A 24,573-nucleotide genomic window follows, 5' to 3' on the forward strand; every position below is an offset into this window, starting at 1 on the left:
GCCCAGCGTAGCCGGAACCGGTGGCCCGGGGCAGCCGCTCCGGCGCGATATCGGCTCAGCCGGGAATCCGCTTCTGCAGATGCGCTGCCAGTTGTTCACCGGATGCGGGCACCATGTGCACGAACTCGTCCGCCTTGAGCAGGTAGCGGCCGTCGTTTTCCACATCGAGCCAGGTGTAGTGCAGCGGCGGCGGCGAATTCGGCCGGTCCAGATGTGATTCGATCCGGATGTGACCCTCGGCGGTATGCCGGGCGCACAGCAGTTTCCGGATCAGCGGTGCGGCACGTTCTTCCTGGATCACGGTTTCGGTATCGCGTACCGCCGCGGCCGAGGCGGTACGGGCGGGGTGACGGCCGGCGGGCGCCTTCGGCAGCAGTGCCGCCATCCGGGCCCCGAGTTTCGTGCTGTGCCCGATCGAGAGCTGGACCGGCCCGCCGAATTCCCGGGTGCGGCCGGGGGCCTGGACTGCCAGGACCGCGCGGTCGTAGACGACGCAGCCCAGTACGCGCAGTTCCCGGCCCGGTTCGGGCGCCCCGCCGATGGCGATCACCCGGGTCTGCGGCAGCGCGAGAATGCGCAGGCAGGCGTCGAGATCGGGGTCGGGTGGGAAGCGCTGGGCCAGCTCGGCGCGCAGGAGCCGGGCGTCGCGCTCGGTGCGCGGCGATTCGAGTACCCGCAGCGGATAGGGGATCCGGTCGAGATCGGCGCGACGCCATACATGCGCGAACTCGTCGGGGGTCAGGCTCCAACTCACGCGGTATCACATCCTCACCGAAACCTGCGCGGGCCTTCTCAGCCTATCGGTTGTTCGGCCCTACCCCGACCTCGGCACGGCCGGGACCGGTGACCGCGCGGTCGGACACAAAATCCGAATACGCGGTGGAGGAGGTCGTTCTCGGGTTTACTCGTCGGCACGGACGACGATGTCCTGTTGTGGCAGACCGGGTTGGAGGTCGGTTCTTGCGGGTGCTCGGGACGGACGACACCGAGACGGAGATCGTGGCGCGGCGTGGTGCGGCCCGCCGGCCGTGCGTGCCGGATGCGCGACTACCGGCGTGGACAGCGACCGGCGCCGCGGGCGCTCGCCTTCGCGGGAGCCGGCGATGGCGGGGGTGATCCGGGGCGCGGGCGAACCGGTGGCGCCGGGGGAACCGAGGATCTGGGACGATGCCGCCACCGCAGAGGTCTTCCCCGGGACCACCGCACCGCTGACCTTCACTATCGCCGCCGGACTGCTCGGACGGGTGTGCCGCGAATACGCGCGTTCGCTCGGTGTCCCGGAAGACCAGCTGGCGCAGACGGATACGTGGACGCCATACCTGCTGGGCAGTTTCCATGGACGGGTCTATCTCGATCTGCTGCACTGGTACCGGCTGGCGGCCGTCGCGCCCGGTCATCGGCTGAACCGCCGCGGGTTGGAGGCGGTCCTGGGCGCGGCCGACCCGCTGCTCGACGAGATCGCGGAAAGTCTGCGGCCCTTCACCTTCGAGTCGCGGGGACGCCGGATCCGGTCGCGAATCCGGACGACCGGGGTCTTCGTGCACCGGGTATTGCGGATGGAATCGATGATGCGGGAGTTCTGCACCGAATTCGACCGCGTCTGTGATCGTTACGAGGCGATGGACTACGTGCACGGGGAGCACGCCTACGCGGAGTATCGGCGCCTGGACCGGGAGCTGGTCCTGCTGTGGGGCCCTGCGACGGTGCTGGACGCTCTCGCGCTGATCCTCACCGGCGCTGTGGTCGCGCTGACGGAGGCCTATCTGCCCGAGGCGCCCGCGGCGTTCCGGTACGCGGCGCTGCGGCCTCCCGCGGATACCGCATCACCTCGTGTCCCGGAACACCCGGCCGTCGGGAAGCCGGTTGCCACCGGAGTCGACCCCGACGCCTACCTCGACCGGAGGCTGGGCGGTCCGCGTCGATGGCTCTACGATCTGATACGGGTGCGCGCGGCGCGCTGTGCCGCGCACCGGGACGCCATCCGGTCGAGCCGGATCCGTGCGGCGGGTCTGGCCGAGGCCATGATCCGGGTGATGGCCCGCGACCTCGCCGGGCGCGCGATCCTCCACGACCCCGCCGAGGTCCGCTATCTCACCGTCGGCGAACTGCGCGACTGCTACGACCGGGTGCCGATACCGGATCTGCGGGCCCGGATCGCGGCGCGGAAGGCCGCCCACGCCGCCGGCGAGCTCTCGGCTCCGGTACGTTTCAGTACCGAAGGCTCCGATTTCTCGGATACCGAACTGACAGAACAGGGTTGGGCGCTGCGAGCCCGGATCACGGCCGCGCGCGACGGTGAAATTCTCACCGGCACCGCGTCCGCCGCGGGCGTGGCCGAGGGGACCGCGGTGGTGGCGGATCGATCGACCGACCCGGCCCCGGGGATTCTGGTCACCGAGAGTGCCGATCCGCACTGGGTGGCGGCGCTACCGTCGGCGTCGGCCCTGGTGATCGAACACGGTGGCCCGCTCACCGCGGTGGCGACCGTCGCCCGGGGGCTCGGAGTGCCCACGGTGGTACGGGTACCGGGATGTACCGCGAAACTGCGGACCGGTATGCGGCTGCGGGTGGACGGGTCCGCGGGTACGGTGACGGTTTTGTCCGGGGCGGGCCGAAGATGAGGTGGAGTAGATGACCGATTCGCACACCGCGCGAACCACCGCGCCGCCACCGCCGGACCCGCTCTCGGTTCTGCTGTCGGCGCTCACACCGGTCGAGGACAAGGCGGCCGCCTACCTCGGTGATACCTATGTGCTCGAATGCGTCGACCAGCTCCGGCGGCTGCGGATCGATCCCGCCGCGTTCGCGTCCCGTCATTCGCTACTACTGCTGACGCCCGGCGCCATCGTCGCCCGGGCGGTGGATCCGACGCTGAAATGGCTGTCCGGCAACGGCTTCCGCGTCGTCGATGCGGAAGCCGTGCCGCTGAACCGCCATCTGGTGCGCGCACTGTGGCGTTACACCTGGCACACCGCCTCACCGGAGCGGCGCCGGCTCACCGATCTGCTGGCCGGGATATCCGAGGCGCTGCTGCTGGTCGTCACCGGACCCGACGGTGACCTCCCGGCCCCGGTGCGGCTGGCCGATGGCTCCGGTCCCGGCGACCCGACGCAGCGGCGCCCGGGACAGCTGCGCTACCTGCTCGGCCGGCGCAGGACAGTGCTCGACCCCGTGCACACTCCGGAAGACCCCGCCGATGTCGTGCGGGAACTGGCCGTCTTCTTCCCCGAGACCCGCCGTGCGGAGGTGATCTCCCGGGCCTACACCGGTGCCGACAGCGCCGAGACCGCCCGCAACCTCGCCGATGCCCTTTACGCCCGGACACCGTGCCGGTCCTTCGACGAGACCGTCGCGCTCGACCGCATCCTGCGCGATCTCGATCGGGTGGGCGCCCCCGCGCCGGCGGATTTCGACGCCGGGTCCGCCGGAGCCCGCGCCGCGATGCTGACCCGGGCCCTGGCGTCCGGACTCGATATCGACGCGTGGTCGGCGATCGTCCTCGGCGCGGAGGTGCTGCCGATGGGGGCCGAACCCGGACCACAGGCCCTGCGACCGTGACCGCGGCCGACCGGCGGACCGGCTCGCGCTGACCCCGGATCGTGCCGGAAGTGCCGACGAGCGTGTCGGCGGTAAGCGCCCACCTGCGAGAATTCCCGAATGCACATCGCGATCGGCCTTGTTGTCCTGGTGGCCTCGGCGGCGGCCGTGGCGGCGCTGGCGCGCCGGGTCGGAATCTCCGAACCCCTCGCCCTGACCCTGGCGGGGGTCGCCGCGTCGTATCTGCCGTTCGTTCCCGAGGTGCACCTGGAACCGGAGATCGTCCTGCTCGGTCTACTGCCGCCGCTGCTGTACACCGCGGCGATCCGTACCTCGCTGGTGGATTTCCGGGCCAATATCGGCGCGATCGCGCTGCTGTCGGTGGGGCTGGTCCTGTTCAGTACGTTCACGGTGGCCGCGGTCGTCTGGTGGCTGCTGCCGGTGCCGTTCGCCGTGGCCGTGGCGCTGGGCGCGGTGGTGGCACCGCCGGACGCCGTGGCCGCGACCGCGGTGGCGCGGCGGATCGGGATGCCGCGGCGGATCGTATCCATCCTCGAAGCGGAGTCGCTGTTCAACGACGCCACCGCGCTGGTGGCGTTGCGGACCGCGATCGCGGCGTCGGCAGGAGCGGTGTCGGTGTGGAATGCCGGCGGTGATTTCCTGCTTGCCGCCGGTGGCGGCGCGGTGGTGGGGATCGCGGTCGCCTATGCGCTCGCCCTGCTGCGCCGGCGGATCACCGATCCGGTCCTGGACACCACCCTGTCCTTCCTGGCGCCGTTCCTGGCCTATCTGCCGGCCGAGGAGATCCACGCCTCGGGCGTGATCGCCGTGGTCACCTGCGGGATGATCCTGGGGCACGGGGCGCCGGTGTGGCAGAGCGCGGCTTCACGTACCGCCGAACGCACCAACTGGGGAACCGTGCAGTTCATCCTGGAGAGCGCGGTGTTCCTCATCATCGGGCTGCAGGTGAACACGATCGTCCGGGACGCGTGGGCGAGCGGGCTGGACCACGGCACGCTGATCGTGACGGCGATCGCGGTCCTGCTGGCGGTGATACTGGCCCGACCGGTCTGGATCTTCGGCTATGCCCTCCTCGAGCGGGCGTTCGGGCGATCGCCGGCGCCCGCGGCCCATTCGACGGTGGTCTCCTGGGCCGGGATGCGCGGGGTGGTGACCCTGGCCGCCGTGCTGCTGCTGCCCGCGAACACTCCCCAGCTGCCGGTATTGAAACTGCTGGCCCTCGTCGTCGTCGCGGGCACCCTGCTGCTCCAGGGCACCTCGCTGTCGTGGCTGGTCCGCCGATTGCGGCTGCGCGGGCCGAGCCGTGCCGAGGATGCGCTGCAGAAGGCGAATCTGCTGACCCAGGCGTCCAACGCGGGCCTCACCGCGCTGGACGCGGCGATCGGTCCGGACACCCCGGAAGAGGTCGTGCACTCCCTGCGTGACCGGGTGACGTGGCGGACCAATGCCGCCTGGGAGCGGCTGGGCCGGCCGGAATCCGAGCTGGCGACCCCCACCGCCGAATACCGCCGGTTGCGGCTGGTGATGTTGCGGGCCGAACGGGAGACGGTGCTGCGGGTCCGCGACTCGGGCGCTGTGGACTACGAGATCCTGCAGCATGTACTGGCCCGGCTGGACCTCGAGGAGTCCATGATCGACAGGTTCGACGAAGGCGACGAGGAGGAGCGGCCCGAGCCGCTGGCGGTCCCCGGCGGCGCGGCCGAGGACTGCGCGCATCTGCAGGCCGCCCCGTTGGTGTGCGAATCCGGCGGGCCGGATGTGTGTGCGCAATGTGTGGCGGAGGGTCTGACGTGGGTGCATCTGCGCATGTGCTTGACGTGCGGAAATATCGGCTGCTGTGAATCCTCACCGGGAAACCACGCGGCCGGCCACTACACGTCGACAAGCCACCCGGTCATACGCAGTGTGGAGCCCGGCGAGGCGTGGCGCTGGTGCTATGTGGACGAACTCCTGGGCTGATCTCGATAGAGCCGGCGGTGGGCGGACCGGCCGCTGTCGGTGGCCTGCGGCAGTATGGGCGCCATGTCGACAGCACCGGGCAGCACCATGGGCGGGGCCGGCGAAGTCGCCGGCGAACTACGCGAGCACGCGGAGGCACTGCTGCGGGAGCTCGCCGGGCCGGGCGCCCGTTTGCGGGAGGACCAGTGGACCGCGATCGAAGCGCTCGTGGTCGGTAGACGCCGGGCCCTGGTGGTGCAGCGCACCGGCTGGGGTAAATCGGCGGTCTATTTCATCGCGGCGAAACTGCTGCGCGCGCAGGGTCGCGGGCCCACCGTCATCGTCTCGCCGTTGCTGGCCCTGATGCGCAACCAGGTCGCCTCGGCCCGGCGGGCCGGAGTGGTCGCGGCCACCATCAACTCCGGCAATGTCACCGAATGGGACGAGATCCACCAGCAGGTGGCGGCCGGTTCGGTGGATGTGCTGCTGGTCAGCCCCGAACGACTGAACAACCCCGATTTCCGGGATCAGGTGCTGCCCCGGCTCGCCGCCGACGCCGGGCTGGTGGTCATCGACGAAGCGCACTGTGTCTCCGACTGGGGCCACGATTTCCGCCCGGACTACCGCCGCATCCGCACATTGATCGCCGACCTCGGCGCCGACGTACCGGTCCTGGCCACCACCGCCACGGCCAACGACCGGGTGGTGACCGATGTGGCCGGGCAGATCGGCACCGACACCCTCGTCCTACGCGGGGATCTCGACCGTGAGTCACTGCATCTGTCGGTGGTCCGCTTCGACGACGCGGTGGAACGCACCACCTGGCTCAGTAGTCGGCTGGACCGGTTGCCGGGTTCGGGAATCGTGTACACCCTGACCGTGGCCGGCGCCCACGATCTCGCCGATGTACTGAACTCCCACGGCCACAAGGTCGCCGCCTACACCGGCCAGACCGACCCCACCGAACGTGAAGCCCTCGAGGCCGCCCTGCTGAACAACGAGGTCAAGGCGCTCATAGCCACCTCCGCGCTGGGTATGGGCTTCGACAAGCCCGATCTGGGCTTTGTCGTCCACGTGGGTGCGCCGTCCTCGCCGATCTCCTACTACCAGCAGGTCGGCCGCGCCGGGCGCGCGACCGAACGCGCCGAGGTGATCCTGCTGCCCGGTCCCGAGGACACCCGCATCTGGAGCTATTTCGCTTCTGTGGCCTTCCCGAGCGAACATGTGGTGCGTTCGGTCCTCGAAGCGCTGGACCGGGAGCGTCCGCAGTCCACCGCCGCCCTGGAACCCCTGGTCGAACTGAACCGCTCTCGGCTCGACATGGTGCTGAAGGTACTCGACGTGGACGGCGCGGTCCGCCGGGTGCGCGGCGGCTGGCTCGGCACCGGTCGGCCCTGGACCTACGACGCCGACCGGTACGAACGGCTCGATGCCGCCCGCACGGCCGAACAGCAGGCCATGCTCGACTACCAGCGCACCACCGGCTGCCGGATGGAGTTCCTGCGCCGCCAGCTCGACGATCCGGCGCTGCTCGCCGCCGCGCCGGGTACCGGCGCCTGCGGTCGCTGCGACAACTGCACCGGCGAGTATCGCGAAACCACCGTCGACACCGCGGCGGTGGCCGCCACCCGGGCCCGTCTCGACCGGCCCGGTATCGATCTCGCGCCGCGTAAACAGTGGCCGACCGGGATGGCGAAACTGGGTGTGCCCCTGTCGGGCAAGATCACCGAGGGCGCCGAGACCGGGCGGGTGCTGGGCCGGCTGAATTCGCTGGGCTGGGGTCGGCGGCTGCGCCCGATTCTCGACGGTACCGACGCCCCGGTTCCCGACGAGGTGGTCGACGCGTGCATTCCGGTACTGCGGGAATGGGACTGGGCCGTGCGGCCCACCGCGGTACTGGCCCTGGAATCCGAAACGCATCCGGTCCTCACCGGCTCGCTGGCCGAGCGCCTCGCCGGGATCGGCCGGCTGCGCGACCTGGGCACGCTGCGCATCCGTCCGGACCGGCCCCCGGTCTCCGCCGTCAATTCGGCCCACCGGGTCGCCGCCCTGTACGACGGGTGGGAGGTCCCCGACCTGGGCGCGGCGGACGGTCCGATCCTGCTGGTGGATACCCTCACCGACACCGGATGGACCTTCACCGTCGCGGCGTGGGCGCTACGCCGGGCGGGTGCCCCGGCGGTTCTTCCGTTCGCCCTGGCGACCCCGGCCTGACCGGTGGGTCCGGGATCGCCGCCGGCCGGATTCGCCCCCGGGCGGTGGGCAGCCGGTCGAGCAGCGCGAACAGGCCGATCAGCACCACGGCCAGGGCGACCACCGAGAGCGTGTTGGCCACCGCGGTCGCGTACCCCTGCCGGGTGACATCCAGGAACGGATACGGGTACCAGTCGGTCACGGCGCCGTGGGCGAAGGTGTAGCCGATCCAGGCGACCGGCCAGACCAGCGCGGCGGCGATGGTGCGCCGGTCGATCCGGGGCCGAGGCCCGAATACCAGCCAGGTGGCCAGGCCGGCCCAAGGGGCGAGGTAGTGGAAGCCGAGATTCGCCCACCACGCCGCGCCGGTCAGATGTACCTCGTCCGCGAGAACGAGGGCGAAGACGAGGCCGGTGATCACCACCCCCAGCAGGGAATCCAGCCGCGCCACCCGCCAGAGTCGCCCGTCCCGCACGGGGTTCAGGGCCAGTCCGGCCGAGGCGACCAGCAGGAACAGGTTGCTCTGGATGGTGAAATAGCTGAACAGGCGGACGAGTCCCGTCCCGATACCGGCGTCCGGTTCCGCGCGTCCCGAGTTCGCGTCCGGGCCGCCGGTGAACAGCAGCGCCAACTGGGTCACCACTGCCGCCGCGATCACCAGTGCGATCGCGAGATGACAGGCCCTGGCGGCGGAATCGGCCGCGGCGGCTCGGGCGGTCGGCCGGATATGCGCGTTCACACCGGTCCATCCTGCCGTCGTCGGATCGCGCCCGGGCCGGCGCCACGCGACAGCGGGTGCGTATCCGGGCCTGGGTACGGCAGGATCGGTGCGGTGACCACATTGCCCGAGAAGGCCGCCGCATTCCTCGAACTCCATCGCCCCGGTGACCCGGTGATCCTGCCTACGGTGTGGGACGCCTGGTCGGCGGACCTCGTCCAGCAGGCCGGTTTTCCGGCGCTCACGGTCGGCAGCCATCCGCTCGCTGATTCGCTCGGTAAATCCGACCACGAAGGTATGGCCTTCACCGATGTACTCGGCCGCGTCCGGGAGATCACCTCCGCGGTGGATGTGCCGGTCTCGGTCGATCTCGAATCCGGATACGGTGTCGAGCCCGCGGCGCTCATCGACGGGTTGTTGCAGGCCGGTGCGGTCGGCTTCAACCTCGAGGACACCGTGCACAAGGAAGGTGGGCGGCTGCGCGAACCGCAGGAGCACGCCGATCTCGTGGGCCGGTTGCGGCAGGCCGCCGACGACAGCGGTGTGCACGTCGTCGTGAACGCCCGCACCGATCTGCTGCTCTCACCCTCCGGTGATCCGGCCGAACTCGTCGGCCCGGCGATCGAACGGTTGCGGCTGGCGGCCGCGGCCGGGGCCGATGTGCTGTATCCGGTCGGCCGCTACGGGCCGGATGTGCTGGCCCGGCTGTGCGCCGAATTGCCGTTGCCGGTCAACGCGGTCACCGTGCCGGAGCAGGGGGACAAGGCCTACTTCGCGGAAGCCGGGGCGGCACGCGTGAGCTTCGGGCCGTTCCTGCAGGCCGCGCTCGCGGTGGAGGCGAAACGACTGCTGGAGCCCTGGAAATAACTCCCGGCGGTGAACGGCGCGGGGCCCGGACCGGTCAGGATTCCGGGGCGGGCTCCTCGTCGAGATCCACCTCGTCACGGTCGGCCCATTCGATCAGCTGCCGCAGATCGAAGACCGCGTCGTCGATTCCCGCGTGCAGGTCGCCGAGTCGGTGGTACCGGGCGGGCACGGTGGCGACGGTGAAATCGCGGGGGTGGATGTCCTCGATCTCGTCCCAGCCCACCGGGGTGGAGACAGTGGCCGCGGGATTGCCGCGCACCGAATACGCGGCGGCGATCGTATGGTCGCGCGCGTTCTGGTTGTAGTCGATGAACAGCCGGTCCGGATCGCGGTCGCGCCGCCACCAGGTCGTCGTCACATCCTCGGGTGCCCGGCGGCGGACCTCTTCGGCGAAGGCCAGGGCGGCGCGGCGCACCTGCTGGAACCCGTGCTCCGGCGCGATCCGCACATAGACGTGCAAGCCCTTGCCGCCCGAGGTCTTCGGCCAGCCGACCGCGCCGATCTCGTCGAGCACCTCGCGGACCACCCCGGCCACGCGCTGCACCCGTGACCACGGACAATCCGGCATAGGGTCGAGATCGATCCGCCATTCGTCCGGACTCTCGGTATCGGCCCGGCGCGAATTCCACGGATGGAACTCGACCGTGGACATCTGTACCGCCCAGATGACCTCCGCCAGTTCGCCGACACAGAGTTCATCGGCGTGCCGGCCGTAGCGCGGGAAATACACCCGCACGGTCGACACCCAGTTCGGTGCGCCCGCGGGCAGCCGTTTCTGGTGTACTTTCCCACCGGCCAGCCCCTTCGGGAAGCGGTGCAGCATGCAGGGCCGATCCCGCAGCGCGTTGACGATCCCGTCGCCCACGCTCAGGTAGTACTGCACCAGATCGAGTTTGGTCACGCCGGACTCCGGGAAGTAGACCCGGTCGGGGTTGGAGATACGCACCTCGCGTTCTCCGACCGTCAATTCCACCGCCGCGCCCGCACCGCCAGCCATGGTCCGACCCTAGCCGCCGCACGCGGTTCGGGTTCGGTTGTCCGTGGCGCGTCGGCCGCCCGGCCGCCCGATGTGTACCGATACCTGTCTGCCGGTCGCGCCACGGCCCGGTGTCCGGGTGCTCAGCCGACGACGGGCTCTACCCAGCGGCGCAAAGCGTCGATGGTGGTTTCCGGAGAGGTGTTGAAGCACAACCGTATGCCGGGCACGAGCTCGACGACCACGTTCACCAGACGTTCGAACAGCAGCGTGTGCTCGGCCGCCATGCGTACGCCCGCGCCGATCATCGCCACCCCGAACGACCGGCCCGCCGCGCATTCGCGCAGCTTCGCCTCGGCCGCGTCCGGGTCCGCGGGTACCTGACACGACACGAGGTCGAATCCGGCATCACGCAGAGCCGTCTCGCCCGCGGCGATCCGTGCGGTGAGAGTCGCCGCATCGATGTGCGGATAGCGGCTGTAGTCCACGGCACCGGGATCCAGGCCGATCGACAGTACGGTCGTCCCGCTCGAATGCTGTCGTTGCATCGAATGGCCCTCCGGTCTCAGGTACACGAACAGTGCTGTACACAGTGTCAGCAGCGCGGTGACGATCGCCGCGGCCCTCACCACCGGGCAGTTCCGTTCCTGTCGAAGAACCCGCCGGTGGGCCCGTCGGGGCCGATAGCTGCCAGGTCGACGATGACCTCCGCGCCTTGGAACACGGTCTGGAATCCGGTGTTGCCGTTGAGATCGGTGGCCGTGTAGCCCGGATCGACCGCATTGATATGGATACCGCGCAGTGCGCCCGCGTACATGGCGGTGAGCATGTTCAGGGCAGCCTTGGACGTCGAGTAGCCGAGCTCGGGTTGCACGAGGTCTTTCCATTTCGGATCGGTGACGGTCGTGATCGAGCCCATCCCGCTGGACACCATGACGATGCGCGGATGATCGGAAGCGCGTAGCAGGGGAAGGAAGGCGTGGATCACCCGGATCGGGCCGAGCACATTGGTGTCCAACACCCGGCGCACCTCGTCGGCGGGGGTGTCGGCCGGAGGCGTGCTCGGTCCGCCGATCGCCGCATTGTTGACCAGCACGTCCAGGCGGCCCGTCGCGGCCCGCACGGTGGCCGCCGCGGCGGCCACCGATTCGTCGGAGGTCACGTCCAGCGTGACGAGGCGGGCCCGCACGCCCTGCTCGGCCAGCTCCGCCACTGCGGCGCCACCGCGTGCGGGATCGCGTGCACCGAGGAACACCTCCCAGCCCGATCCGGCCAGCCGGCGCACGGTTTCCCGACCGAGTCCCTTGTTCGCGCCCGTGACCAGCGCGATCGTTGTTGTTGTCACGCTCGTAGTCTCGTGCCGGTCGCCGGTGGACTCCAGGGCCGGCGAGGCATGGGAGAGCCGGTCCCACCCCGCACCGCCGGTCCTCCGGCACCATAGGACGGTGGACAGAGCTGAGTTGGCCATGGTGCTGCGCACGGCGCGGGCCCGCATCGAACCGGCCGAGGTGGGCCTTCCGGCAGGACGCCGTCGACAAGTGTCCGGGCTCCGGCGCGAGGAAATCGCGCAACTGGCCGGGCTCAGCGTCGACTACATCGTCCGGCTCGAACAAGGGCGCGGATCCAAACCTTCCGATCAGGTGCTCGGCGCCTTGGCGCGGGCGCTGCAATTGAGCGACTCCGACCGTGATCTGATCTTCCGGCTCGCCGGGTCCCAACCCCCGGGGATGGGACGCATTCCCATGCTGGTCCGGCCGAGCGTCATGCGGCTGCTGGACCGCTTGGCGGACCTGCCCGCGCTGGTGTTGTCCGCCAAATCCGATGTGCTGGCCTGGAACCCGCCGGCGGCAGCGCTGTTCGGCGATTGGTCCGCGCAGCCGCCCGCGCAGCGAAACCTCATCCGGCAGCGGTTTCTCGGGGCCGGGCCGGTCCGAGTGGTGGAGACAGAAGATCAGGCCGGGGCCGCCGATTGCGTCGGTTGTCTGCGTACGGCGCAGGCCAGATACCCACAGGATCCGAGTCTTGCCGGGCTGATCGGCGAACTCCGGTCCGGCAGCCCACGGTTCGACGAGTTGTGGCGGGCCGGGCGCTCCGGACGGCTGCGTAGTCGCACCGCTTCCGTCGTCCATCCGGAGCTGGGCACCCTCACTCTGGACTGCGATGTTCTGTCGGTGCCGGAAGCGGATCAGACGGTCATTGTCTACTCGGCCGCGACCGGCACCGCTACCGCCTCGGCGCTCGAACTGCTCCGCCGCACCGGCCGCCTCTGATCCGGCCCGGCCGGTGCAGCGCGGCGCGTGGTCTGGAGAACGCCGTGCCGGGGAACTGCGATACCGACGTGCCGGGCAAGCTAACCGAGCGTCGTATCGATGGCCCGGTTCGGCGTCGCGGGCGGCAGGGAAGAACCGATGTCGGTGGACTCCGCGGCCGTCAGGCTGCCCAGCAGCGACAGCGCGCGTTCGGACGGTGAACCGGGTTCCGCGTGGTAGACGATGAGCGTCTGCCCGGGTACACCATTCACGGTGAAACTCTCGTAGGAGAGGGTCAGTTCGCCGACCAGCTCATGGTGGAACCGTTTCTTCCCGGCCGTTTTGGTGCGCACATCGTGCCGGGCCCACAACTGCCGGAAATCCTCGCTCTTGAGCGAGAGTTCGCCGACGAGTTCGGTCAATTGCGGGTCGTCCAGATCGGTGCCCGCCGTCGCGCGCAGACTGGCGACCGTATCCGCGGCGATCGAGTTCCATTCGGGGTACACATCGCGCGCCCGCGGGTCGAGGAAGACCATCCGCACCTGGTTGATACCGGGGACCGAGCACGCGTTCACCGCGACGGCCAGCGGGTTGGCCGCCAGGACGTCGAGGCTGCGCCCGAGGACGAGGGCCGGCGTCCGCTCCCACAGATCCATGAGCCGCAGCAGTCCGGGCGCCACGCGTTCGGGCCGGCGGGGTCGCTTCGGCCGGGCCGGCGCCGGGCGGGCCAGCTCGCGCAGGTGCGCGGTGCCTTCCTCGTCCAGCGCGAACACCCGGGCCAGGGCGGTGACCACCTGTTCCGACGGATGTTTGTCCCGGCCCTGTTCGAGCCGGATGTAATAGTCCGCGCTCACCCCCGCCAATAACGCGATCTCCTCCCGCCGCAGTCCGGCGACCCGTCGCTGCCCGCCGCCGGGCAATCCGAAGTCCTCCGGCCGGACCAGTTCACGGCGGGCCCGCAGGAACGCGCCCAGGCGGTTGTCCGAATGCATGTGTTCCAGAGTAGGGGCGGGCCCTGCCCGGCCGGGTGGCCCTGTGACTACCAGGAAGTCCGCGACCTGGCAGCGCACCCGGCCCGGACCGAGGGTTGAGGGCATGACGAACAACGAGAACACCAACGCACGGGTGGCCGTGGTCACCGGAGCTTCCAGCGGGATCGGTGCCGCGACCGCGCGCCGGCTCGCCGCGGACGGCACGCGGGTCGCTGTGCTGGGCCGCCGCAAGGAACGTATCGAAGAACTGGCCGCCGAACTCGGTGGCGGCGCGATCGCGGTGGTCGCCGATGTGACCGATCGGGATTCGGTGCGCGATGCCGCCGCCACGGTGCGGGCGGCGCTGGGACCGGTCGATCTGGTGGTGGCGAATGCGGGCGTGATGCTCGGTTCGCCCTTCGAGGCCGCCGAGGTCGAGGAGTGGGATCAGATGATCGCGACCAATGTGACCGGACTGCTGCACACTTCCCGGGCCTTCATCGATGATCTGCTCGTGGCCGCCGATGCCGGCCGCCGGGCCGATCTGGTACTGGTGGGGTCGGTCGGTGGGCACGCCGTGTTCCCCGAATACGCGGTGTATTGCGCGACCAAGGCCGCGGTGGCGCATCTGACCCGCAACCTACGCGCCGAGTTCGGCCCTCGGGGAGTGCGGGTGAAGAACGTCGAACCCGGTTTCGTGGCCACCGAACTCGGCGCGGGTATGCGCGGGGCGGAGCAACAGGCTCAGCTGTCGCAGTGGCGTACGGCGTTCACGATCCTTCAGCCGGGGGATATCGCGGAAGCGATAGCGTTCGCCACCTCGGTGCCGCCGCGGCTGAATGTGGCCGAGCTGATCTTGGTGCCCACCCAGCAGGGCTGAGTTCTCGCTGAAAGGCCCCGTCTCCGCGGAATACCGGCGGGAACGGGGCCTGGTCAGGGTTCAGCGCGCTGTAGTGACGAGCGACCGCTCGGCGCCTCGGTCCTGACGTACCGCGGGCAGTATCCCGCCCACCCAGAGGGCGAGTGTGAAGTACACGATCTGCTCGGGGATCCGGAACCACAGCGGCGTGGCCGCTTCGCCGTTGAGCGGAACATCGTTCAGCGCGGCATGGATATTGGCCGGGATCATGATCACGAGCAGCGCCGCGAGACCCAGGCCGGCCCAGCGGCGGCCGGCGGTCACCACCAACCCCACAGCACCGGCCAGTTCCAGGACGCCCGTGGCGTAGACCGCGAAATCCGCGAAGGGGACGAACGCGGGAACCATCGCCGTCAGGTCGTCGTGGCTGGGCATCACGGTGACCGAGTCGGGTACGAAATGCGCCAGTCCGGTCATGGTGAACAGGAACGCCAGTCCGTGGGCGGCGCTGACGCGCCAGGTGTCGAAACGCCGGACGCCGATCCGGCCGAGTAGCCGCAGGACCAGTGTGGGGGCCACGAACAGCATCAGGGTGTCGAACATGCGGTTCCTCCGAGGCGGGAATCGGTTGTCCGGCCGCACGGCGCCGGACGGGACTTGTGGTTATCGACTGATAACAACTTGATAGTATGCATCGACTGATAACTAGTCAACAGGCTGCTCTTCGTAGCGCACAACCCTCCCGGCGGGCGTTGTCGGCCACTGTTCTCCGGCGGTTGAGCGCCCGGTTCGCTGGACGGCGTAGTGGTCGGTGAAACCTCGGGTGTGCGAGGGTGCGGGGGCAGCGCGCGGTACCGCCCCGGACCGCCCGTGCCCGCCGACCGGCCCGCAGGAGTGCCTATGACCTCTCGACTCGAACTGCCCACTGCGGCGCAGTCGCCACCGCCGGACGAGATTACCGAGCGTTCACCGGCCGCAGCTGCGCGGCAGCCGCGACAGGCCGAGGCCGACGCGCCGTCGGGGCCGCATGGCCCTGCCGCACGGCAGTGGGGGTTGCTGCGCACCGCGCTCACCACGCTGCTCGCGGGCGTGATCACCCCTGTCGCGCTCGGCATCGCGGCCAACGGCGCGGCAACCGCCGGCCGCTGGTGGGACACCACGGACCGCTGGCTCTCACCCGCACAGTCGCTGCTCGGGGCGGTGTTGTTACTGGTGGTCGCCGGACTGGCCGCCTACGAACCCGTGGCGGCGGTGATCGCCGGGCTGGCCTGGGGCGCAGTACCGGCCGTCGTCCAGTTCGCCGCGCCGGGACAGACCTATCGGCTGATCGGGTCGCTGCCCGGCCTGCCCGCCGACCTCGCCCGTGCGCTGCACACCTGGCTGTCGAGCGGGGTGGTGCTGTCGATCGGTGTCCTGCTGGCGGGGGCCGGGATCGCCGTCGCGCTACGCCGGCGCGGCCTGCCCGGCTGAGGTCCGCCGCCGAGCTCCCGCCGCACGATCACCTGGGCGGCGACGGAGCAGGTACGGGATCGTCGGTGCGCGCTGTCTGTACCGCCGCCGCGTCCGGACAGAGCAGGTGCGGGATCGTTGGTGTGCGAAATCCGAACCGCCGCCGCGTCCGATATGCCGGGCGACCGGAAACCGCCCGGCATACCGGCACCGCTAATCGGCTCCGCGCTCACCGCGACCTCAGCCCTTCACACACAGCACCTGCCGCAGTGTCGCCACCACATCGACCAGATCGCGCTGGGCGTCGATCACCTCGTCGATGTTCTTGTACGCGGCCGGGATCTCGTCCACCACGCCCGCGTCCTTCCGCGACTCCACACCCTCGGTCTGGGCGATCAGATCCGCGACGCTGAACTGCCGCTTGGCCGCGTTACGGCTCATCCGGCGGCCCGCGCCGTGGGATGCTGACTGGAACGAGTCCGGATTGCCCTTACCGCGCACCACATAGGATCGCGTGCCCATCGAGCCCGGGATGAGCGCCATATCGCCGAGGCCGGCCCGCACCGCGCCCTTACGGGTCACCAGCATGGGCACACCGTCGATCGTCTCCTCTGCGACATAGTTGTGGTGGCACGACACCGGCGTATCGAACAGCACGTCCCGGGTGGGGAACTGCTTGCGCACCGCCTCGCACACCAGCGCCAGCATCACCGCGCGGTTACGCGCCGCGTACTCCTGTGCCCAGGTCAGATCGTGGCGATAGGCGGCCATTTCCGGAGTGTTCGCCAGGAAGACCGCGAGATCGCGGTCGACCAGGTTCTGGTTGTGCGGGAGTTTGCGTGCCACAGCCATATGCCGTTCGGCCAGTTCCTTGCCGATATTGCGGCTCCCCGAATGCAGCAGGATCCAGACCTGGTCGTCCTGGTCCAGGCACACTTCTATGAAGTGGTTGCCACCGCCGAGTGAACCCATCTGCTTGTGCGCCTTGGACTCCCGAGGTGCCACGGCCTCGTCGAGGTCGCCGAACGCCGACCAGAACCGGTCCCAGCCGGTACGCAGGGTCGCGGTGGCGACTCCGGACGGTCCGGGCGCCAGCTTGTTCACCGGTACCGGATGCCGGTGGGCGGCGAAACCGACCGGCACCGCCGCCTCGATCGCCGACCGCAGGGCGCGCAGATCGTCGGGGAGGTCGGCGGCGGTGAGATCGGTGCGAACGCTCTCCATCCCGCAACCGATGTCCACGCCCACCGCGGCCGGGGCGACCGCGTCGCGCATGGCGATCACCGAACCGACCGTGGCGCCTTTCCCGAGGTGCACATCCGGCATGACCCGGACGCCGTGGACCCATTCCAGCCGGGCGATATTGCGCAGCTGTTGCAGCGCCTGCGCCTCGATATCGTGCTCATGGGCCCACATCAACGTCCGTGCCCGGGTACCGGACAGCTCGACGGGAAACATTGTCTCGTTCCTTCCCTCCGGGGCGGACCGATATCCGCCGCCGTAATTCCACGGTAGGCCGCTGGATACGGGGAGGCGATCGAATTTCCGGATGGGTGCCGGCAGGCCGTCCGGGCTCGCGGCGTGCGCCGACGTCTCACGGAGGAGGTTCGCCCGGCCCGGTGGACAGGGCGGCTTCGATATCGGCGCGCGACGGAATGGCGGCACTGGCACCCAGCACGGTGGTGGCCAGCGCCCCCGCGGCGCAGGCGAAACGCAATGCCTCCGCCGGGCCCCGCGACCAGCGGACGGCCAGGGCACCGGCGAAGGTATCGCCGGCGCCGGTGGTGTCGACGACCTCGACCGCCGGTCCGGCGACGGAGGTCTGCGCGCCGTCGGGCCCGCGATGGCGCGCGCCGTCCGCGCCGAGTGTGACCACCAGATGCGGTACCCGGTCGAGAACGCTGCCCAGGTCCGCGGCCTCGCCGCGGTTCACCACCGCCACATCCACCCGGCTCCACAATTCCTCCGGGAGACGCTGCGCCGGGGAAGGGTTGAGTATCACGGTGGTGCCATTGTCCCGGGCGTGCCGCACCGCTTCCTCGATGGTCGGGACCGGGACCTCGAGCTGGCACAGCAGGATATCGGCCGCGGCGACGGCGGTGAGATCGCCGGCGCGCAGGCCGCGCAACTCGGCATTGGCACCGCCCACCACGATGATCGAGTTCTCGCCCGCGGCATCGACCACGATCGAGGCGATACCGCTGGGGCCTTCGACCGTGCGCAACCCGGTGGTATCGACCCCGGACCCGGTCAGCACCGCGCGCAGGCGTGGCGCGAAGACATCGGTGCCGATCGCGCCGAGGAACATCACCCGCCCACCCGCCCGGCTCGCCGCGACCGCCTGGTTGGCGCCCTTCCCGCCGGGCACCATCGTGAAGCCGCGGCCCAGGACCGTTTCGCCGGGTGCGGGCCGGTGATCGGTGGTGGTCACCAGATCCATGTTGATACTGCCGAGTACGGCAATCAGCGGAGTGGTCACGGGGAGAACCTAGCGCGGTGAGTGCCGGTAGAACCGATTTTTCCGGTGCGTAGGCTGTAGGCCATGACGGTAGAGACCACCGCTGAGTTCGATATGCGTGCGGCCGTGCACGAGGCCGCCCGCCGGGCGCGGGTCGCTTCCCGGGTCCTCGCCCAGCTCACCACCGCCCGGAAGAACGAGGCCCTGCACGCCGCGGCGGACGCGCTGCTCGCCGCCGCCGACAGCGTGCTGGAAGCCAACGGCGAAGACCTGGTCGCGGCGAAAGCGGCCGGCACCGAGGACTCGCTGCTGGACCGGCTGCGGCTGACCGAGGACCGGATCGACGGTATCGCCTCGGGGTTGCGCCAGGTGGCCGGACTGCCGGATCCGGTGGGTGTCGTGGAGCGTGGGTCGACGCTGCCGAACGGACTCGAGATCCGCCAGATCCGGGTGCCGCTGGGTGTGGTCGGCATGGTCTACGAGGCGCGGCCGAATGTCACCGTCGACGCGTTCGGGCTGGCGCTCAAGTCCGGCAACGCGGCGTTGCTGCGCGGCTCGTCGTCGGCGGCGCGGTCGAACGCGGCGCTGGTCGCCGTGCTGCGCGACGCGCTGACCGGCGTCGGCATCCCGGCCGACGCGGTACAGCTGCTGCCGAGTTCGGATCGCTCCAGCGTCACCCACTTGATCCAGGCCCGGGGTCTGGTGGACGTGGTCATTCCGCGCGGCGGCGCGGGCCTGATCAACGCGGTGGTACGCGACGCCCAGGTCCCGACGATCGAGACGGGTACCGGAAACTGCCATGTCTATGTGCACTCCGGTGCCGATCTGGATATGGCCGAGGAGATCCTGATCAACGCCAAGACCCGCCGCCCCAGTGTGTGCAACGCGGCCGAGACGGTGCTGATCGACGCGGCCATCGCGGATACGGCGCTGCCGCGGCTGAGCAAGGCGCTCGCCGACAAGGGTGTCACCCTGCACGGCGATCTCGACGGAATGGTCCCGGCCACCGACAAGGACTGGGGGGAGGAATATCTGACCCTCGATATCGCGGTGAAGGTCGTCGACGATCTGGACACCGCGATCGAACACATCAATACCTGGGGCACCGGGCACACCGAGGCCATCGTCACCGGTGAACTGGCCGCGGCCGACGAATTCTCGCGCCGGGTGGACGCGGCGGCGGTCATGGTGAACGCCTCCACCGCCTTCACCGACGGCGAACAGTTCGGGTTCGGCGCCGAGATCGGCATCTCCACCCAGAAGCTGCACGCCCGCGGTCCGATGGGGCTGCCGGAACTCACCTCCTCGAAGTGGGTCGTGCGGGGTTCGGGTCAGATTCGCCCCGCCTGACAATGCACGACGGGGCGCTTGCGTCGCCCGCGGCCCGAACACCCGGCTCTGTCGCTCCCGAACCGGGTGGCCCGGCCCACGGTGAGGACACCCGGGGACGGGTCGTGCGCCCGGCCCGGCACGCCCTGGCGTATCGAGTCGCCGATGGCCTCGTCCGTCGATGGTCGGCGGAATACACCGGCTCGCTGGGCGCGGTCGTATCGCAGCCGGGCCGTCCCGGTCTGCGCGGACGATCGCCCGGGCGGGTCGCGGTGGTGCCGGTCTCTTGGCCCCGGGGGACGACGCGGGGCGCGTAACCGCCCGGTAGCGTGGGTGGGACAGCGCGACGGAAGGACGGCCCGATGGAGCCCGCGAGTACCCCCACCCCGCCGGTTCAGGAGCCGATCTTCGCATCGGTCGACGATGTGGTGCACCGCCTCGCCGAGACCGGATACCTGGCCGACAAGGCCACCGCGACCTCGGTCTTCCTGGCCGACCGGCTCGGTAAACCACTACTCATCGAAGGTCCGGCGGGTGTCGGCAAAACCGAACTGGCGCGGGCCGTGGCACAGACGGCGAACGCCGGACTGGTGCGGTTGCAGTGCTATGAAGGTGTCGACGAGGCGCGCGCGCTCTACGAATGGAACCACGCCAAACAGATCCTGCGGATCCAGGCGTCCAGCGGAAACGACTGGGCCGAAACGGAATCGGATGTGTTCACCGAGGAATTCCTGCTGTCGCGGCCCCTGCTCACCGCGATCCGGCGTACCGATCCGACGGTACTGCTCATCGACGAGACCGATAAAGCCGATGTGGAGATCGAGGGCCTGCTGCTCGAGGTATTGAGCGATTTCGCGGTGACCGTGCCGGAGCTGGGCACCATCACCGCGACCCGGACCCCGTTCGTGGTCCTCACCTCCAACGCCACCCGTGAACTGTCCGAGGCGCTCAAGCGTCGCTGCCTCTATCTGCACCTGGACTTCCCGGACGAGGATCTCGAACGGCGGATCCTCGCGAGCCGGGTCCCGGAACTACCCCAGGCGGTGGCCACCCAGCTGGTGCGGATCGTGCACGTGCTGCGCGGAATGCAGTTGAAGAAACTGCCCTCGGTCGCCGAATCCATCGACTGGGCCCGCACCCTGCTCGCGCTCGGGCATACCTCGCTCGACGACGCCACCGTCCGGGAAACGCTGGGCGTGGTGCTCAAACACCGCAGCGACCATCAGCGGGCGCTGGCCGATCTGAAACCGGCCTGACGGTGGTGGCCACCGACGACCAGCCTCTCGCCCCGCACGGTCTGCCGGGGCATCTGGTCGGTTTCGTGGAGGCGCTGCGGGCGCGGGGGATACCCGTGGGTCCGTCGGAGACGGTGGACGCGGGCCGGGTGCTGTCGGTGCTGGACCTGCTGGACCGGGAGTCGGTCCGCGAGGGACTGGCCTGCGCCCTGTTGCGGCGCACCACCCATCGCGGCACCTACGACGGACTCTTCGACCTGTGGTTCCCGGTGGCCATCGGGGACCGCACCGCCGCCGCGGAGGCCGAGATCCCGTACCGCGACGACGGGAGGGTCGATATTCCCGAACTGCGGCGCATACTGGCCGAGATGCTCGCCGACGAGGGTTCGGGACAGCAGCAGGCGCTGATGGCCGCCCAGATGGTCGAACAGCTGGGGCAGTACCAGTCGGCGCGGGGCGCGTCCTTCTCGTCGTATCAGGCGTTGAAAGAGGTGCAGCCGCAGACGTTGCTCGCACAGATCCTGGCCGCCATGGCCACGCCCGGTATGAGCGATTTCGATACCGAGATCGCGCGCCGGGCCGCCCGCTCCCGGATCGAGAACTTCCGGCGCACCGTAGAGGCCGAGACCCGGCGGCGGGTGGCCGAACGCATCGGTAAGGAGCGGGTCGCTTCCTACGGCGTGCCCCGGCAGGCCGAGGAAGTCGATTTCCTGCGGGCCTCGCAGACGGAGCTGGCCGAACTGCGGCGCAGCACACAGCGGCTGGCCCGGATCCTGGCCTCGCGGCTGGCGGTGCGGCGCCGGCATGCCAAACGCGGCGAGATCGACCTGCGCAAAACCCTGCGCAAGTCCATGTCCACCGGCGGGGTGCCGATCGATCTGGTGAACCGCAGACCCCGGCCCGGCCGGCCCGAGCTCGTCCTGCTCTGTGATGTGTCGGGTTCGGTCGCCGGTTTCAGCAATTTCACCCTGCTGCTGGTGAGCGCGTTGCGCGAACAGTTCTCGAAGGTCCGGATCTTTGCCTTCGTCGACCACACCGACGAGGTGACCAGGTTCTTCGATCCGCACACCCAGCTCGACGAAGCCATGCAGCGGATCTTCGCCGAGGCCGATATCGTCGGCTTCAACGGCCATTCCGACTACGGCAGCGCGCTGACCAGCTTCGCCGAGGAGTTCCCGGACGCCGTCACCAGCCGCAGTTCCCTGCTGATCCTGGGTGATGCCCGCACCAACTACCGTGATCCCGAACTGGCCACCCTGCGTGAGCTGGTCGAGGTCGCCAAGCACGCGCACTGGCTCAACCCGGAACCGCGTACCAGCTGGGGGTCCGGGGACTCGGCCGCCGACCGGTACCAGCAGGTCATCGAAATGCACGAATGCCGGTCGGCGGCGCAGCTCACGGCCGTGGTCTCCCGGTTGCTACCGGTCTGATGGGATTGCCTCGGCCGGCGCTTCGGCCGCCGTGGTCCACAGGCGCATCGGCAGACGAAGGCTGATCGGCCGGAAGGGGCCGTGGCCGACCCGTTAAGCTCGACACTCATGCACGGAACGGGCCGGGGTGGACGCAAGCTGGGTGTGATGGGTGGCACCTTCGACCCCATCCACCACGGGCATCTGGTCGCGGCCAGTGAAGTCGCCCACCGGTTCGACCTCGACGAGGTGATCTTCGTCCCCACCGGGCAACCCTGGCAGAAGACCGATCGCCAGGTCAGCCCCGCAGAGGACCGTTATCTCATGACGGTGATCGCCACCGCCTCCAACCCGCGGTTCTCGGTGAGCCGGGCCGATGTGGAGCGGAGCAAGGTGACCTACACCGTCGACACCCTGCGTGATCTGCACGCCCAGCACCCGGGCGCGGAACTGTACTTCATCACCGGGGCCGACGCGCTGGCCAGCATCCTCACCTGGCAGGATTGGGCCGAACTGTTCGAGCTGGCGAAATTCGTGGGGGTCAGCCGGCCGGGGTACGAGCTGAACATCGACCATCTCGCCGACCATCTGCGAGGTATGCCCGACGACGCGGTCACCATGATCGAGATCCCCGCGCTGGCCATCTCGTCGAGCGAATGCCGCCGTCGCGCGGCCGAGGGGCGGCCGGTCTGGTATCTCGTACCGGACGGTGTCGTGCAATACATATCGAAGCGGCATCTCTACGTGCCCGCTCGAGCGGAAGGTGATGGAAACGTGAACGAGGTGCTGGCATGAGCGGCGCACGCCCGGAGGCGGCAGCTTGCGTAACCACGGAGGGCGTGCGGCGCTCGTGCCCGGAGGTAACAGCATGAGCGGCGCACGCCCGGAGGCGGCAGCTTGCGTAACCACGGAGGGCGTGCGGCGCTCGTACCCGGAGGTAACAGCGTGAGCGCGACGGAAGAAGCGGTGCGGATGGCGACCGTCGCCGCGCTGGCCGCGGACGAGAAGCTGGCCGCCGATGTGGTCGTGCTGGACGTCTCCGAACAACTCGTGATCACGGACTGCTTCGTGATCGCTTCGGCGCCGAACGAGCGCCAGGTCAATGCCATCGTCGATAATGTCGAAGAGAAACTGCGCGCGGCCGGACACAAACCGGTACGCCGGGAAGGGACCCGCGAGGGCCGTTGGGCGCTCTTGGACTACGTCGACGTGGTGGTACACATCCAGCACAACGACGAACGTAATTTCTATGCGCTGGAACGATTGTGGAAAGACTGCCCGATCGTTCCGGTCGAGGGGATCGGTATGAGCGAGTCGGGCCCGCAGGAGGTAGCGGAGCGGGACCACGCAGGGCCCTCGCCCATGCCGCGTGAACACGGCGCGCCACCGGCCGCCGGCGACGAAAGTGCTGGAGAAACCGAGTGAGACAGAAAACCGGTGTGCGCACCCTGATCCTGTTGCGCCACGGGCAGACCGAGTGGAACGCCAGCGACCGGATGCAGGGGCAGATCGACACCGATCTCACCGATCTGGGACGGCGGCAGGCGAAAGAAGCGGCGCGGGAACTGGTGTCCCACAAGGCCATCGGCTTGATCTCCTCCGATCTGCGACGCGCCTACGACACCGCGCTGGCGCTGTCGGAGCATTCCGGACTCGAGGTGGTCCGGGAGCCGCGGCTCCGGGAGACCCACCTCGGTGACTGGCAGGGGATGGGGGATATCGAGGTCGATTCCCTCTATCCCGGTGCCCGGCTCGAGTGGCGAATGGATGCCACCTTCACCCCGCCCGGCGGGGAATCGAAACTGGAGGTCGGTGCTCGCGCACTGCCGGTCGTGCAGGAGTTGTTCGACGAGCGGCAGGATTGGCCCGGCGCCACTATGATTCTCGTGGCGCACGGCGGGCTGATCGCCGCGCTCACGGCCGCGTTGCTCGATCTGCCGCCTCGGAACTGGCCGGCCCTCGGTGGCCTGGCCAATGCCAGCTGGGTGCAGCTGAGCAGCCACGGCCCGAGCCCGGACAGGCCCGGCTGGCGTCTCGATGTGTGGAACGCAGCGGCGAAAGTAGCACCCGATGTCATCTGAAGACCTGAACCGCCAGATACCGGACGAACTGTTCCGGAAGGTGTCCGCGAAACCGGAGCGCGCACTACCCGACGCCCTGTTCGGCCCGGCGCCCGAACGGGAGGTGGACGGTACCGCCGAGGATACCGGTGCCGCCGAAGACGGCGACGTCCGGAAGGCCGTCTGACCCCAGGAGGATTCCGCAGTGACTTCCACGTCGGCGGGTACGCACGCGCCCGACCCGGGTAGCGAACCGGAAAACACCGGCCCGGACACGGGCCCTGTCGTGGAGACGGGTACCGCG

At 69.6% G+C, this 24,573-nt stretch carries 24 protein-coding genes; 15 read left to right on the plus strand and 9 right to left on the minus strand.

Features of this window, described 5'->3' with window-relative positions:
* Positions 1-55 precede the first annotated feature (55 nt).
* The gene (locus NS4_RS24665) at positions 56-754 is read right to left on the minus strand and encodes an ESX secretion-associated protein EspG (RefSeq protein ID WP_063061879.1); all 699 of its coding nucleotides are present in this window, start codon (positions 752-754) and stop codon (positions 56-58) included.
* 349 nt (positions 755-1,103) lie between these two features.
* Here NS4_RS24665 and NS4_RS24670 point away from each other — a divergent pair, with 349 nt between their 5' ends.
* The 4 genes from NS4_RS24670 to NS4_RS24685 all read left to right on the plus strand — a co-directional run bounded on the left by NS4_RS24670 (position 1,104) and on the right by NS4_RS24685 (position 7,710).
* Positions 1,104-2,621 carry a PEP-utilizing enzyme gene (locus NS4_RS24670; protein ID WP_063061880.1) on the plus strand — a complete coding sequence of 506 codons (1,518 nt, stop codon included), beginning with the start codon at positions 1,104-1,106 and terminating at the stop codon, positions 2,619-2,621.
* A 10-nt stretch (positions 2,622-2,631) separates the two neighbouring features.
* Positions 2,632-3,558, plus strand: coding sequence for a nucleoside-diphosphate kinase (locus NS4_RS24675; RefSeq protein WP_063061881.1), 927 nt, complete (start codon positions 2,632-2,634; stop codon positions 3,556-3,558).
* A gap of 99 nt (positions 3,559-3,657) precedes the next feature.
* A complete protein-coding gene (locus tag NS4_RS24680) occupies positions 3,658-5,517 on the plus strand; it encodes a Na+/H+ antiporter (RefSeq protein WP_063061882.1) in 1,860 nt (619 codons plus the stop codon).
* Positions 5,518-5,580: 63 nt separating this feature from the next.
* Positions 5,581-7,710: a RecQ family ATP-dependent DNA helicase gene (locus NS4_RS24685; protein ID WP_245665689.1), complete on the plus strand. Its 2,130-nt coding sequence runs from the start codon at positions 5,581-5,583 to the stop codon at positions 7,708-7,710.
* Here NS4_RS24685 and NS4_RS24690 read toward each other — a convergent pair.
* A complete protein-coding gene (locus NS4_RS24690) occupies positions 7,634-8,428 on the minus strand; it encodes a Pr6Pr family membrane protein (protein WP_218020396.1) in 795 nt (264 codons plus the stop codon). The two genes, NS4_RS24685 and NS4_RS24690, sit on opposite strands and share 77 nt — an antisense overlap.
* A 93-nt stretch (positions 8,429-8,521) precedes the next feature.
* Here NS4_RS24690 and NS4_RS24695 point away from each other — a divergent pair, with 93 nt between their 5' ends.
* The gene (locus NS4_RS24695) at positions 8,522-9,274 is read left to right on the plus strand and encodes an isocitrate lyase/PEP mutase family protein (RefSeq protein WP_063061884.1); all 753 of its coding nucleotides are present in this window, start codon (positions 8,522-8,524) and stop codon (positions 9,272-9,274) included.
* 34 nt (positions 9,275-9,308) lie between these two features.
* On the opposite strand, the gene ligD is transcribed toward NS4_RS24695, so the two are convergent.
* From ligD to NS4_RS24710, 3 genes are all read right to left on the minus strand, one after another.
* Complete coding sequence (gene ligD, locus NS4_RS24700; RefSeq protein WP_063061885.1) at positions 9,309-10,271, minus strand: non-homologous end-joining DNA ligase; 963 nt, start codon at positions 10,269-10,271, stop codon at positions 9,309-9,311.
* Between the two features lie 122 nt (positions 10,272-10,393).
* Entirely contained in the window at positions 10,394-10,882 is a 489-nt protein-coding gene (locus tag NS4_RS24705) for a hypothetical protein (RefSeq protein ID WP_218020397.1), read from the minus strand.
* Positions 10,876-11,595 carry an SDR family oxidoreductase gene (locus NS4_RS24710; protein WP_063061886.1) on the minus strand — a complete coding sequence of 240 codons (720 nt, stop codon included), beginning with the start codon at positions 11,593-11,595 and terminating at the stop codon, positions 10,876-10,878. The genes NS4_RS24705 and NS4_RS24710 overlap by 7 nt, the downstream gene beginning before the upstream one ends.
* A 100-nt stretch (positions 11,596-11,695) precedes the next feature.
* On the opposite strand from NS4_RS24710, the gene NS4_RS24715 reads away from it, so the two are divergent.
* Entirely contained in the window at positions 11,696-12,520 is an 825-nt protein-coding gene (locus NS4_RS24715; RefSeq protein ID WP_063061887.1) for a helix-turn-helix transcriptional regulator, read from the plus strand.
* A gap of 80 nt (positions 12,521-12,600) precedes the next feature.
* Here the strand turns inward: NS4_RS24715 and NS4_RS24720 are convergent, their stop codons facing one another.
* Positions 12,601-13,491: a helix-turn-helix transcriptional regulator gene (locus NS4_RS24720; RefSeq protein WP_063061888.1), complete on the minus strand. Its 891-nt coding sequence runs from the start codon at positions 13,489-13,491 to the stop codon at positions 12,601-12,603.
* 103 nt (positions 13,492-13,594) lie between these two features.
* Here NS4_RS24720 and NS4_RS24725 point away from each other — a divergent pair, with 103 nt between their 5' ends.
* Positions 13,595-14,350, plus strand: a complete 756-nt coding sequence (locus NS4_RS24725) for an SDR family oxidoreductase (protein WP_063061889.1) — start codon at positions 13,595-13,597, stop codon at positions 14,348-14,350.
* A gap of 60 nt (positions 14,351-14,410) precedes the next feature.
* On the opposite strand, the gene NS4_RS24730 is transcribed toward NS4_RS24725, so the two are convergent.
* Positions 14,411-14,932, minus strand: coding sequence for a DoxX family protein (locus NS4_RS24730; RefSeq protein WP_063061890.1), 522 nt, complete (start codon positions 14,930-14,932; stop codon positions 14,411-14,413).
* A 297-nt stretch (positions 14,933-15,229) separates the two neighbouring features.
* Between NS4_RS24730 and NS4_RS24735 the strand changes: the two genes are divergently transcribed.
* Positions 15,230-15,799 carry a hypothetical protein gene (locus NS4_RS24735; protein ID WP_157106218.1) on the plus strand — a complete coding sequence of 190 codons (570 nt, stop codon included), beginning with the start codon at positions 15,230-15,232 and terminating at the stop codon, positions 15,797-15,799.
* Positions 15,800-16,018: 219 nt separating this feature from the next.
* On the opposite strand, the gene NS4_RS24740 is transcribed toward NS4_RS24735, so the two are convergent.
* Together NS4_RS24740 and NS4_RS24745 are read right to left on the minus strand one after the other, a co-directional pair.
* Positions 16,019-17,236, minus strand: coding sequence for an RtcB family protein (locus NS4_RS24740; RefSeq protein WP_063061892.1), 1,218 nt, complete (start codon positions 17,234-17,236; stop codon positions 16,019-16,021).
* 136 nt (positions 17,237-17,372) lie between these two features.
* A complete protein-coding gene (locus NS4_RS24745) occupies positions 17,373-18,257 on the minus strand; it encodes a ribokinase (protein WP_084487677.1) in 885 nt (294 codons plus the stop codon).
* A 63-nt stretch (positions 18,258-18,320) separates the two neighbouring features.
* Here NS4_RS24745 and NS4_RS24750 point away from each other — a divergent pair, with 63 nt between their 5' ends.
* From NS4_RS24750 to NS4_RS32410, 7 genes are all read left to right on the plus strand, one after another.
* On the plus strand, positions 18,321-19,586 hold the full coding sequence (locus tag NS4_RS24750; protein WP_063061893.1) for a glutamate-5-semialdehyde dehydrogenase: 1,266 nt from the start codon (positions 18,321-18,323) through the stop codon (positions 19,584-19,586).
* A gap of 341 nt (positions 19,587-19,927) precedes the next feature.
* On the plus strand, positions 19,928-20,821 hold the full coding sequence (locus NS4_RS24755) for an AAA family ATPase (protein ID WP_063061894.1): 894 nt from the start codon (positions 19,928-19,930) through the stop codon (positions 20,819-20,821).
* Positions 20,822-20,826: 5 nt separating this feature from the next.
* Positions 20,827-22,230 (plus strand): vWA domain-containing protein, encoded by a 1,404-nt coding sequence (locus NS4_RS24760; protein ID WP_245665690.1) that lies wholly within the window; start codon positions 20,827-20,829, stop codon positions 22,228-22,230.
* Between the two features lie 108 nt (positions 22,231-22,338).
* The gene (gene nadD, locus NS4_RS24765) at positions 22,339-23,004 is read left to right on the plus strand and encodes a nicotinate-nucleotide adenylyltransferase (protein ID WP_063061896.1); all 666 of its coding nucleotides are present in this window, start codon (positions 22,339-22,341) and stop codon (positions 23,002-23,004) included.
* Between the two features lie 150 nt (positions 23,005-23,154).
* On the plus strand, positions 23,155-23,634 hold the full coding sequence (rsfS, locus tag NS4_RS24770; protein ID WP_063061897.1) for a ribosome silencing factor: 480 nt from the start codon (positions 23,155-23,157) through the stop codon (positions 23,632-23,634).
* Entirely contained in the window at positions 23,631-24,290 is a 660-nt protein-coding gene (locus NS4_RS24775; RefSeq protein ID WP_063061898.1) for a histidine phosphatase family protein, read from the plus strand. Before rsfS ends, NS4_RS24775 begins: the two co-directional genes overlap by 4 nt.
* Positions 24,280-24,456, plus strand: a complete 177-nt coding sequence (locus NS4_RS32410; protein WP_157106219.1) for a hypothetical protein — start codon at positions 24,280-24,282, stop codon at positions 24,454-24,456. The genes NS4_RS24775 and NS4_RS32410 overlap by 11 nt, the downstream gene beginning before the upstream one ends.
* The last annotated feature ends 117 nt before the right edge of the window (positions 24,457-24,573 follow it).

Source organism: Nocardia sienata NBRC 100364, from assembly GCF_001613205.1.
Lineage (GTDB): Bacteria > Actinomycetota > Actinomycetes > Mycobacteriales > Mycobacteriaceae > Nocardia > Nocardia sienata.